Source organism: Ralstonia sp. A12, assembly GCF_000801955.1.
Lineage (GTDB): Bacteria > Pseudomonadota > Gammaproteobacteria > Burkholderiales > Burkholderiaceae > Ralstonia.
In genome coordinates, this window is record NZ_JSZO01000007.1 from 28,104 (window position 1) to 40,271 (window position 12,168).

Genomic DNA, 12,168 nt, shown 5'->3' on the forward strand with positions numbered 1-12,168 from the left:
GTGAGTTATGCAGGTTTATCTTGTTCGCGCTGGGCCCGGAGTTCCGCCAGGCGTTCAGGGTCGAAATACGTTTGGTCGATGCCGGGGTGGTCGACGTACGGTAGGTCATGCTTTCCTGTGTCACCTACTCGCCGCGCCGGATTGCCAACGATGACGGAATGGTCTGGAAAGTTACCGCGCACCACGCTGCCCACACCCACGATACAACCCTTGCCGAGCGTGGTGCCTGGCAACAGGATTGAACCGGTACCGACAAAGCAGTAGTCACCGATGGTGACCGGTGCACGCTCAAGCCCAAGCCGTTCATCAGTGGGTACGTCGATGTAATGCTTGCCGAGGAGTCGGACCGATGCGTGACTGCTGTGCGAGAAAATAGCCCCCAGGAAGCCGAACTGTACGCCTTCGCCAATGTTGACGCCGCCACTGGCATCGATGATCGTGTAGTGCCCGATCCAGCAGTGGTCGCCAATCGTGAGCTTCTCGGGCGAGAGCACCTTGACGCTTGAGCTGATCCGGGTATGCCGAAGGAATCGTTTATCCGGCCGGCAGTAGTGGCCGTAGACCATAAATGGTCTTGTGAACATGCCCGCAATGTTCATCAACAACGAAATGATGTAGCCAAACGGCGACAGGTACAGCTTTCTCAGCATCTCGGTGCCTCGGTCAATGTTGTCAGGAAGTGCGCGTAGATGTCGTGTTGCGAACGCTGATCAAAAGTTGTCGCGACCGCAGCCGCATTGCGTTTGTATTCTGCCAGCAGTTGCGAAGACGCTGCGAGCGTCGCGAGCGCTTGGGCAAGTGAGGCCGCGTCACCGGCACGGTATCGCAGGCCCAACCGGTTCTCTTCAATTCGCTGGCCGATCTCGCGGCCAAGCGAATTGACGATCGCCAGCCCACTTGCCAAGTAATCGTAGAATTTGACGGGCATGGAGACGGTTGAGTCGGCCAGATAAGTACTCAAACCAATATCGCAATAGGCGTAGAGCGCATTCAGCGTGGAGGGGTCGAGGGTACCAAGGTAACGAGCGCGTTCCGGCACGTCGTCGCAGGCTTGTTGCAGTAGCTGACGCTGGGGCCCATCACCGGCAAAGAAGAAACGCATCGGGTACCGGGCGAGCGCATCACTCTTCATGGCGAGCAAGATGGATTCGATGTCGTAACCTGCACCGAGCGTGCCGGCGTACACCACCCATATTTCACCCGGAGCCTTCGGTTCGATCTTCAAGCGCTGCAGGATTTCTCGAGCGCGGCCAGCGGCTTGCCGGACGGCCGCGACATCAACCCCGAGATAGGACACCAAAGACGGTTTGCCGGGAGCAGCGGTGGTGCCGACGTCAAGGTAGTCCCGCGACACCGCCACGATAGCCTGCGCGGCTCGGAGGGTACGTTGCCGCCGCCAATACAACGGCAAAAACAGAAGCCGATGGAGCGGCCGCAGCGGCTTGGGCAGGGCGAGTGCAAACACCTCTGGCCAGAGGTCCAGAATATCGACGACCAGCTTCGCCCCCAACGTTCGGGCCAGCTTGATAAGAGGGGGGGCGAAAAACAATGAAGGATCGGCCAGTACGATGATGTCTGGCCGGTCGTTCTTGGATTTGGTTGCGTAGGCGACAACGCCTTTGGCGAACGCACGTTCGCTGCGGATGCGATCGAGGGATATGTGACTGCTGTACGCCAGCGTTGGCACAAGATTGATACGGACCCCGTCAGCCAAGCTGCGCTGCTCGAATCTGCTGGTTCGAAACGTTTTCGACCGGTGCTCGAAGTTTGAAATCCACCAAGTGACTTGATGCCCTGCACGTCGCAGCGCGGTCGCTAGCATGCTGCTGCGGTATTCGCGCCAAGCCTCGTCAGGCAGTGTTCCATAGGGATTGATAATCCACACGTTGAGCGGCCGCGGGGTTTGCGTCGGGCGCTCGCCGATTTCACGTGCCGGAGCGCTCATGTCAAACCGAGCCGGTTTTCGATATCGGCACAGATGACGTGGCCGATCAGGATGTGAGCCTCCTGGATGCGTGCTGTGTCTGTACTGGCCGAAACACATAGGACGTGGGAGCACAACTGCGCGAGTTTGCCACCACTGCCGCCCAAGAGTCCGATGGTTGTGATTCCAAGCGCGTTGGCTTGCTCGACTGCGCGTACCACGTTGCCCGAGTTGCCGCTGGTCGAAAGGGCAAGCAGTACATCACCAGTCTTGCCAATGCCTTCTACCTGACGCGCAAAGACTTCCTCGTAGCCGAAGTCGTTGGCGATACAGGTCATGACAGCCGAGTCCGCGCCCAGCGCGTGAGCCGGGAGTGATCGCCGGTTGCCTTTGAGCCGGCCGACGAGTTCGCCCGCAAGGTGCTGGCTGTCGGACGCCGATCCGCCATTGCCGCACAAGAGAATGCGATTTCCTGCGGAGAGGGCATCAGCGCAAAGACGGCCGGCTTCTTCGACGGCGGGCGTGAGTGGTACGAGCGATTGGATGACGGCGAGGTGAGCGTCAATGGCTCTTGGAAAGACAGTACTCATGGAAGCAGCGGTGGAGTCGGGCGAATATGCGCAAAGGCGCTCAGACAGTTTTCCAGAACTTGATCGACCGGAATGTCGAGCATGCATTGGTTGTGTCCTTCAGGACAAAAGGTGAAGCTATAGCAGGGCGCGCAGGGCACTGCGTGCCGGATCGCAAGCGCTTTGCTATGCCAGGGCTCAATCGAATCCGGGTACTCAATTCCCGGCACGATCGATACCGCTTTGCATCCCATCGCATCGGCAAGGTGGACGGAGCCACCGTCATTGCCCACCAGCAACTGGCAGCGGGCGAGCAACGCTGCCGACTGCGCGATCGAGGTTTCGCCCATTAGGTTGTGCACGCGTTGGGAATCGACGGCTTGCAAGGCAGTGCCGTATTCGGCATCCGATCGCGTGCCCAGAATCAGGAGATGTGCTCGCGGTCTGGCAACGAGCAATGCCTCGCACAGCTCGATGTATTTCTCCAGCGGCCAGCGCTTGTGAGGCTGGACCGAACCGGGCGAGACAACGATGCGTTCAACGTCTTCGGGTAGATGCTTTGCAAGCCAATCCCATGCCCATGTCTCAGCCTCTCGGGAGGGGCGCAGATCGAACTGCAGCGCCTCGTCACGATAGGATCGCGGCTGCGGCAGTTCGGCGAGAAATTGCAGTGGTCCATGCACGTGGTGGCGTAGCAAGCCCGCTTCTTTTAGTCTGACTCGATCGCCATTGAGCGAGCCTTTACCGCGCCAACCGTACTGGGGTACAGGGCCGAGCAACGCGAACAACATCAGCATTTTCTTGAAGCGGCCAAGCCATGGTGCACAAGGATCAAGCATCAGGATGGCTCGCTCGAAGCGATAACCACGCAACGAGCGTCGCACCGCAGAAATGCTGCGCGGATTAAGGCCTTCAAGCACCCGGACATCGTCAACCAGATGCGGTTGCGCCAATGCAACCCATGGCATCGCTGCAGCGCTGCCCGCATATTCCGCGACTTTGCTGCGCTGTTCGCGACTCGCAGACTGAATGGTCAGCAGCACGATCTTCGCATCAGGGAATGTCGTGCGAACTTGCTGTAACGCTGGTGCAGCAAGAATGAAGTCACCCAGGGCTGCTGAGCGGAATACGAGGATTGCGGGGTCTTTCATCTGGGGATGGGCACGGAACGTGCAGCAAGCTATGCCACTCAGGTGCGGGCGCTGGGAGGGTTGCCGAAGCGAATACGTACCCGGGCACCTATGAGGCTGAGATACAACAGCGCGTTGGGGAACACAAACGTATATAGATACTTGATAAAGTAGGACGACTGACCTCGCACGACGTTGACCAGCATGCACCCGAACAACCCTAGCAGCAACAGATTGAACGCTCGCGAGTCGCTGGAGGCTAGCCGACGCCAGAGCGTCAGTGCGATAGTGAGGATCAGCCCGTTGTAGAGGAAGCCCCAGTAGCCCATGAACAGGAAACCTTCGGTCAGCACATAGAATGCGTAGCCTACGCTGCGTGTTGCCAGATCAGGGCGAAACAGATTGGTGACAGTTTCCTGCAGGTATGGATAACCAAACATGACCGCCGCGTTGGCCGCATTCGACGCGATGACTTCATCCGGATCGACCTCATCATAGGCCGCTGCCGCAAACAACATGTGTGCGGGAGGGTAGTAGTCTTTGACCAGCAGCCGCTGAGACAGCGGTGTCTCGCCTGGCAACTCCGCATCGTTGTATCGGGTGGCTTCAATGACTAGCATCAGCGACACCACGGCAAGTGCGGCAGCCATGGCGCGCAGCAGGAAGCGTGGCGACAACGTTGTCTGACTCAATGTCATGAGCACGATGCCGAGAAAGCACGCGAGTATATCGGTGCGATTGCCAAGCATGAACGTGAGCACCAGGAAAAGAGTGCCTCGCACCACGAATACTGCCCAGGGGTTGAGCCAAGAGAAGATGCGAGCCTTTTCCCGAGCCATCTGGTACAGGACAATAAGCGTGCCGACTTCAAGCTTGACCAGGAAGATCAGGAGTGCCAATGCTGGCGCGTTGGTTGCAAGATCGTCTTGCTGTGCGGAATACCAACTCAGGTCGCCGCCGTTGAGCGCAAGATAGCCGAGCATGAAGGCAGCGCTTGCGAACAACCACAGCAGCCCAATCGCTTTCCAGATATCGCGTAGAGCTGCCCGACGGATTTCGAGTCGGACTGGCATCAGTGCATACGCGATCGGCCGCACCACAATGAAGCCGAGTACGAACATGGCGAGCGACGCCATGATGAACAGCGTGCAGGGTCGCCAGACGTCCTCGCCGAAGTAGGCCAGAATGGAATCCGACGCTTCAGGATAAAAGCGGTAGCCGATCTGCGCGAAGATCGCGTAGACGAACAGGAAGACAAAGTAGAGGCCGAAGAGCTTGTCGCGCGGGTATAGATAAAGCAACCCGACAACGAACAGTATGGTCTCAGCAACCAGCAGGAGCTCGTCCATGAGCTTTGCCTCCTGCTTTTCGGAAGAGCGCTGTGACGATACAGATGCAGACTGTAACCCACGTCACGGAATATGCAGATGCTAGGCCTGGCGCGCCGTAACCGACCATGGCAGCCGAGGCTGCAAAATACAGAAATCCCCAGGCACCACCAAGCATCGCCGCGGCCTTCTCTGCGCCAGGCAGGCAAAACATGGCACGCAGAGAAATTACTGACAGCAACATGCAAACCATGCCGGGCGTCATGTGGGCGAGTGTGGCGGCGACATCGGCGACGTTGTTGCCGCTGAAATTGCCACGTGCGAACAGTAGGTGAATCAACAGCTGGGGCGCTAGGGCTAGCGGTAGCGCAAAGATGACGGCGCCAAGTCCTACCGTGACGAGCGTCTTGCGCAGAAAACGGCGTAGCGTGTCAGGGTCGGCCTGCCGTGCCAGTTCAGAAATGCGGGGCACCAGGATGGCAGACGGACCGGCTACCGCAAGATTGCCAATGGCGATGACCAGTCGCTGCGCGTAGCCTAGTGATGCGAGCGTGCCCTCTCCGGCACGGGGCGCCCAGAATGCATCCACCACCGAGTAAATCGAAAAGCATGACAACGCGAGCACGGCGTAGGGAGCCGCTACAAAGAGTGCACGTGTCTCCGCCCATACCCAGCGGCGTGGGGTGTCACTGGCGAAGCGGCCGCGTAGGAACCATGCGGCGGCGACGGTCGATGCGATCGTGCCTGCCAGCATGCCGATCGCAACACTGCTGACACCAATACGGTCCGCGAGAAGCACGGTACTGGCGATCATGCCGATATAGGGCAGCAAACCCAGGCTTGCCGATGTGATGTGATGACGCTTGGCATGCAGGGCTGAAAGTGCATACGCTTGACCAATTTGCACCGCGCAGATGAGCCAACCGATAGACACGAGCCGCGCACGCTGGGCGTGAGTGCGAATCGGGGAGTCCGCGGGCAGGCTGGCGGTCTGCAGCTCACCAAGGCCTAAACCGATCATGGTGACCACCACAGCAAAAATGGCAATGGTAACGACGCTGGTCACGAAGTAGTCTCGTTGGCCGGCAGGATTGACCTCGCGGGCCACCAGCTGAGGGATGGCGACATAGCTCAAAAATGCGCTAACCATGCCTGCAAAGAATGTCGGCCAAGACTGTGCAAACAGATAGACGTCAACATCCGTGCCTGCACCGAAATGGTGGGCTAGAAACAGTTGGACAACAAATCCGAGCGCGCTGCCGAGCAGCGTGATGCCGGTGACAACAATCGACGAGCGCAGCATGGCTCAGATAAGTTGCTTAAGCATGTATCCCGGGCGTTCCAGGAGTTTGCGTGCCAGCTCCAGCTTGTGCAGCAGATAGGGCTTCGGCTCGTAGAAACCACGCTTCGCGTAGTCAACCTCAATGCCGTTCGCTTCGAATACCGGTACGATTTCGCGCAGCCACCTACCCTTGACGATACCGGTATGCACGTAGTCGAGAGCGGGGCCGTTGTTCGCTTGGTCGGTTTTCAGACACAGGAACGTTTCGTTGCGGCGACGCGCACGCCAAGTGCCGTAGATTTCGAACATCCAGCCGCTTTCTTCCGAGCGCAAGTAGGAGCGCAGCGTTTCGACGCGCCAGAGTCCGGCTTGTGTCGAGACACGATATCGAGCGTTCTGACGAATCTTCTGCAGCCATGAGGCTGCCGCATACGGTTCATATGGGCCCAAACTGCCGTGGCGCGTCAAGCCTACATGTTTGACTTCTGGGTGCTCGATCATGTAGTCGACGGCTCGGCGGATGCGGGCATCATCCGCGAGCTTATCCAGGAAATAGTCCTCCTGGAAATACATGACCAACGGCGTTTGCACCTGATCGAGGGCGCGCAGCAGGCACTCGCTCCAGGTGAGCCGCCCTTCGTTCTCGCCCTGTACTTTTGTGCAACGCACTGGCAGGTCCGCGAACTGTGCTGATTTGCGCTCGGTGTTGAGCAAGACGGGCGCATCGCATTGAGCCCAATAGCGCTTGAACAGCGTGAAGAAGGGGCTCCAGCAATCGTCGAATCCATCGGACGAGTTGACCAGAATCGTATACGGTTGCGTCACCGTTAGTTCTCCTGACTCACCGCAACCGTGAACCCGTGCGAACGCAGCACCGCATGCTGGCGGGCTTTCGAGAGATCAGCGGCCACCATCTCGCGGCACATTTCCTGAACCGTGATTTCCGGCACCCAGCCCAGCTTCTCCTTGGCCTTGCTTGGGTCGCCCAGCAAGGTCTCAACTTCGGTGGGGCGGAAGTAGCGCGGGTCGATACGCACAACCACGTCACCGACCTTCATGCCGGGCGCGGCGTCACCTGTGATGGCTGTTACCACTGCAGTTTCGTCGACGCCGTCGCCGCGGAATTCCAGGGTCACGCCCAGTTCATTTGCCGACCACATGATGAAGTCACGTACGCTGTACTGTACGCCGCTGGCGATCACGAAGTCTTCGGGTTGCTGCTGCTGCAACATCATCCACTGCATGCGGACGTAGTCCTTTGCGTGGCCCCAGTCGCGCAATGCGCTGAGGTTGCCCATGTACAAGCAGTCCTCCAGGCCCTGCGCGATATTCGCGAGGCCTCGCGTAATCTTGCGTGTGACGAAGGTCTCGCCCCGACGTGGGCTTTCGTGATTGAACAGGATGCCGTTGCAGGCGTATATGCCATAGGCCTCACGGTAGTTGACCGTGATCCAGTAGGCGTACATCTTTGCCACGGCGTAAGGGCTGCGCGGATAGAACGGTGTTGTTTCACGCTGTGGGATTTCCTGCACCAGACCATAGAGTTCACTGGTGCTGGCCTGGTAGAAGCGAGTTTTCTTCTCAAGCTTGAGGATGCGGATCGCCTCGAGAATGCGCAGCGTGCCGATGGCATCGACATCTGCGGTGTACTCCGGGCTTTCGAAGCTCACAGCAACGTGGCTTTGTGCCCCCAGGTTGTAGATCTCATCAGGCTGGGTTTCCTGAATGATCCGGATCAGGTTGCTGGTGTCCGACAAGTCGCCATAGTGCAGGACAAAATTGCGATGGTCGATGTGCGGATCTTGGTATAGGTGATCGATGCGATCGGTATTGAAAAGCGAGGCGCGGCGTTTGATGCCGTGCACGACGTAGCCTTTCTCGAGCAGGAACTCGGCAAGGTACGAACCGTCCTGGCCCGTGATGCCTGTAATGAGAGCGACTTTACGTTGGGTTGCTTGCATGATTGAGGGATTGATCGTTGTCTGTCTGAGTTCGTTGCGGGTTGCCAGTGTCAGTTGCTGGCCGTTGACGTATTCCGCACGAAATCCGCATATGCGTGACGCAGCCCGTCTTCAAGCGGGACCTGAGCGTGCCAGCCGAGCGACGCAAGGCGGGTGCTATCCATTAGCTTGCGAGGTGTGCCGTCCGGTTTGCTCGTATCGAAAACGATATCGCCTTGGTAACCCACCACACGACGGATCAGTTCTGCGAGTGCTGCAATCGTCAGGTCTTCGCCATAGCCGACGTTCAGGTGGCTTTGCATCGGCGACGTGTGGGAGTCGTACGTGGACTTTTCCAGGTTCATTACGTGTACTGAGGCTGCTGCCATATCGTCCACATAAAGAAACTCGCGCCGTGGTGTTCCTGTGCCCCAGATCGCAACCGATGGTGCGCCCTCCAGCTTGGCCACATGGAAGCGCCGCAACATAGCGGGTATGACGTGGCTATTCTCAGGGTGATAGTTGTCCCCCGGGCCATAGAGATTGGTCGGCATCACGCTGCGGTAATCAATGCCATGGGACGTGCCGTACTGGCGGTTATAGCTCTCGCAGAGTTTGATGCCCGCGATCTTGGCGATAGCGTAAGGCTCGTTGGTTGGTTCAAGCGTTCCCGTGAGAAGCGCAGATTCCGTCATCGGCTGGGGGGCGAGCTTGGGGTAGATACAGCTGGAACCCAGTAGCAGGAGTTGCTTGACCCCGACGGTAAAGGCTTCGTGAATGACGTTGGCCTCCATCATCAGATTCGCATAGATGAATTCGGCGGGATAGGTGTTATTGGCGTGAATGCCCCCCACCTTCGCTGCCGCGAGATAAACCTGGTTCGGCCGCTCAGCCTGCATAAACGTCCGCACGGCTGCTTGGTCGGTGAGATCCAGCTCAGCGTGCGTGCGTGTGACGATATTGTCCTGACCTTGCGCGCGCAGGGTGCGTACGATGGCGGAGCCAACCATGCCGCGATGGCCTGCTACGAAAATCTTTGGCTGTGCAGTCATTCAATTGTTCTCCGTGGTGCGGCCGTAGGAGTCCTCCAGGCGGACAATATCGTCCTCGCCCAGATAGGAGCCTGACTGCACCTCAATCATCTCGAGTGTGGTTCTGCCCGGATTGTGTAGGCGATGAAGCTCGCCGATGGGGATGTACGTCGACTGATCTTCAGTCAGCAGGAACGTTTCCTTGCCCCGTGTCACCTCAGCGGTGCCTTTGACGACGATCCAATGTTCGGCGCGATGATGATGCTTCTGCAAGCTTAGGCTTGCCCCCGGTTTGACGCAGATGCGTTTGACCTGGAAGCGGTCGCCCGCGTCGACCGAGTCGTACCAGCCCCATGGGCGAGCGACTTTGCGGTGCAAGAAAACATGTGGGCGACCCTTTCGATCCAGCTCTGCTACGACGTGCTTCACTTGCTCGACGTGTTCGCGTGTCGTGACCAGTACAGCGTCGGGGGTGTCAACAATGATCAGGTTTTGGGTGCCAAGTGCCACCACCGGCCGGCAGGGGGCATGAATGTAGGTGTTGCTTGCATGAACAAAATGGCCGTCGCCCTCGACGCGATTACCCTGAGCGTCAGCGGTAGTAAGGTCAGCGACTGCATTCCAACTACCAACATCACTCCAAATGCCGTTGAATGGCGCGACGCGTATGTTGGCGTGATGCTCCATGACGGCATAGTCAATGCTTTCGGATCGGCAGGCTGAGAAGACGTCCTTGTCAGGGCGCACGAAGCGCTTGTCCACCGTCGTATTTTGCATCGACTGTCGGCATTGCTCGAGGATATCGGGCGCATGCTGCTGCATGGCGCTTAACAGAGCACTGGCGCGGCACAGGAAGATGCCGGCATTCCACAATACGTTTCCTTGAGTGATGAGCTGGTGGGCGCGCGTTACGTCCGGCTTCTCGATGAAGCGTGATACCGGGCGTGCTGCATGTTGTCCCTCTGCTACTCCCATTTCGATATAACCGTACGCCGTACTGGGTGCGGTCGGCATGACGCCAAATGTGATGATGACGCGGTCGTCGAGCTCAAGGCTGGCGTTGCGCGCCATGGTGGCGAAAGCGGTCGTGTCGGGAATGTAATGATCTGCTGGGCAGAACAGGAGGATGGTTTCGGGTCTGGTGTGCAGCGCTGCAAGCGTCATCGCTGCAGCGGTATTGCGTGCCACGGGCTCCAGAAGCACTGTGCCTTCGACGCCGCTTTGATCCAGTGCTTCCGCGACCAAGAAGCGGTGGGTTTCAGACGCCACACAGATGACGTCGCAATGGCCCGAGGCATTGAGCCGCATGACTCGTTCAAGCGTCAGCCGAAGCAGGCTCTTGTCACCAATGATCGGCGCGAACTGTTTTGGAAAGTGCTGGCGTGATAGTGGCCATAGCCGAGTGCCTGCGCCCCCGCAAAGCACGACGGGTGTGATGTCTTGTGTATCCAGATTGTTTGCGTCGAACGTCACAATGCGAACTTCAGAAGGCTGGAGGGATGTGGCGGAGCGCGGAGTATCCGAAAGACGCCCACTTATGGCAACCCTTTGGGTGTTGCTCCATTTAACGGAGGGCACCGAGAGCCGACACAACTCATTGTGCCGGGGGGGGGCTGCCCAAAACGGCACTATAATATAAAAATTCTACTTGGCAGCCGGCTTCTACGTTGGAGTCCCCGTGTAAATGTGGGGCGGCAAGCCGATACATGTCAGCCTGGAACGCCCGCTGCGAGCGGCTTTCCTGCCCGCCATCGAGTTGTGTTGGCCCTGATGGTTCGGACATATCACTCTGGTTTTCTTGCACTGCGCGAGCGGTTGTGGAGCAGGGGCTCCTTGCTCCCGTTTTGCACGCGGCTTGCGCGTTGTATGCGCGCGCTTGGCGGGGTAGCGTGTCCAAGTGACACTGTTTTTGAAATGGCAGCCCGAGTACCTCTACCGTCGTGGGGCAGGCCCGAGGCTTTCACGGGGTTCTTTGAAGGAGAAGCTGGATGAGTTTGGTCAACTCGGTGCCTCAGGTGGCGCAAGCGCCGATGACGTTGAGTCGTGAGGCACTCGGCAAGTCGCGCGTGCTGGTCGTGGGGGATGTCATGCTTGACCGCTACTGGTTTGGGGACGTCGATCGCATTTCGCCAGAGGCGCCGGTGCCCGTGGTTCATGTCAAGCGAGATGAGGAGAGGCTGGGTGGCGCTGCCAATGTGGCATTGAATGCCACTGCTCTTGGGGCCCAGACCGGGCTGCTTTGCGTGCTTGGCCAGGATGAGCCGGGTAATCGCGTCGCTGAGCTGCTTGAATCCAATGGTGTGATGGCATTCGTCGCGCGGGATGACACCCTGTCGACGACGATCAAGTTGCGCATTGTGTCGCGGCAGCAGCAACTGCTGCGCGTTGATTTTGAGAATCTGCCGACTCATGAAGTACTGCTGGCCGTGCTCGATCGTTACAAGCAACTGATCGCGCAATACGATGTTGTGCTGCTGTCGGACTATGCAAAGGGCGGCCTAACCCACGTGCAGCCGATGATCAGTGCCGCACGGAGGGCTGGCAAGCGAGTGTTGGTCGATCCCAAGGGCAGTGACTACACCCGCTATCGTGGCGCAAGCATTCTGACACCCAACCGAGCCGAGCTGCAGCAGGTCGTGGGGCGATGGCACACGGAGAGTGATCTCACAGAGCGGGCGCAGAGGCTGCGAGCGGATCTTCAGCTCGAGGCACTGTTGCTCACGCGATCGGAAGAGGGCATGAGCTTATTCGCGGATACCGGTGTGCTACACGTGCCCGCACAGGCGCGTGAGGTGTTTGATGTGTCTGGTGCTGGCGATACCGTTATCGCGACACTCGCTGCTTCCTTGGGGGCAGGTTTGTCATTGCCCAACGCGGTAGTGCTGGCCAATCGGGCTGGCAGTATCGTGGTCGGTAAATTGGGTACGGCGACCGTAAGCTATGGCGAACTTTTCCTGAATTGAC

General features: G+C 58.5%; 11 protein-coding genes. 1 reads left to right on the top strand and 10 read right to left on the bottom strand.

The features are described 5' to 3' along the window. Positions 1-5: 5 nt before the first annotated feature. The 10 genes from PI87_RS10205 to PI87_RS10250 are packed head-to-tail and all read right to left on the bottom strand — an operon-like array spanning position 6 to position 10,677. Positions 6-650, bottom strand: a complete 645-nt coding sequence (locus tag PI87_RS10205) for an acyltransferase (protein ID WP_052321472.1) — start codon at positions 648-650, stop codon at positions 6-8. Continuing rightward, on the bottom strand, positions 644-1,945 hold the full coding sequence (locus tag PI87_RS10210; protein ID WP_232313971.1) for a glycosyltransferase family 4 protein: 1,302 nt from the start codon (positions 1,943-1,945) through the stop codon (positions 644-646). Before PI87_RS10210 ends, PI87_RS10205 begins: the two co-directional genes overlap by 7 nt. After that, on the bottom strand, positions 1,942-2,601 hold the full coding sequence (locus PI87_RS10215; RefSeq protein ID WP_332308695.1) for a D-sedoheptulose-7-phosphate isomerase: 660 nt from the start codon (positions 2,599-2,601) through the stop codon (positions 1,942-1,944). The genes PI87_RS10210 and PI87_RS10215 overlap by 4 nt, the downstream gene beginning before the upstream one ends. Continuing rightward, complete coding sequence (locus tag PI87_RS10220) at positions 2,511-3,644, bottom strand: glycosyltransferase family 9 protein (RefSeq protein WP_039597610.1); 1,134 nt, start codon at positions 3,642-3,644, stop codon at positions 2,511-2,513. Before PI87_RS10220 ends, PI87_RS10215 begins: the two co-directional genes overlap by 91 nt. 38 nt (positions 3,645-3,682) lie before the next feature. Then, positions 3,683-4,972, bottom strand: a complete 1,290-nt coding sequence (locus tag PI87_RS10225) for a hypothetical protein (protein ID WP_039597611.1) — start codon at positions 4,970-4,972, stop codon at positions 3,683-3,685. After that, positions 4,947-6,254 (bottom strand): lipid II flippase MurJ, encoded by a 1,308-nt coding sequence (locus tag PI87_RS10230; RefSeq protein ID WP_039597612.1) that lies wholly within the window; start codon positions 6,252-6,254, stop codon positions 4,947-4,949. The genes PI87_RS10225 and PI87_RS10230 overlap by 26 nt, the downstream gene beginning before the upstream one ends. A gap of 3 nt (positions 6,255-6,257) precedes the next feature. Continuing rightward, positions 6,258-7,058 (bottom strand): hypothetical protein, encoded by an 801-nt coding sequence (locus PI87_RS10235; RefSeq protein ID WP_052321473.1) that lies wholly within the window; start codon positions 7,056-7,058, stop codon positions 6,258-6,260. Positions 7,059-7,060: 2 nt separating this feature from the next. Then, positions 7,061-8,194: a GDP-mannose 4,6-dehydratase gene (gene gmd / locus PI87_RS10240; protein WP_039597613.1), complete on the bottom strand. Its 1,134-nt coding sequence runs from the start codon at positions 8,192-8,194 to the stop codon at positions 7,061-7,063. 50 nt (positions 8,195-8,244) lie between these two features. Then, positions 8,245-9,225 (bottom strand): GDP-L-fucose synthase, encoded by a 981-nt coding sequence (gene fcl / locus PI87_RS10245; RefSeq protein ID WP_039597614.1) that lies wholly within the window; start codon positions 9,223-9,225, stop codon positions 8,245-8,247. Further along, complete coding sequence (locus PI87_RS10250; RefSeq protein WP_198139543.1) at positions 9,226-10,677, bottom strand: mannose-1-phosphate guanylyltransferase/mannose-6-phosphate isomerase; 1,452 nt, start codon at positions 10,675-10,677, stop codon at positions 9,226-9,228. Positions 10,678-11,234: 557 nt separating this feature from the next. Between PI87_RS10250 and rfaE1 the strand changes: the two genes are divergently transcribed. Continuing rightward, positions 11,235-12,167, top strand: a complete 933-nt coding sequence (gene rfaE1, locus PI87_RS10255) for a D-glycero-beta-D-manno-heptose-7-phosphate kinase (protein WP_232313980.1) — start codon at positions 11,235-11,237, stop codon at positions 12,165-12,167. The last annotated feature ends 1 nt before the right edge of the window (position 12,168 follow it).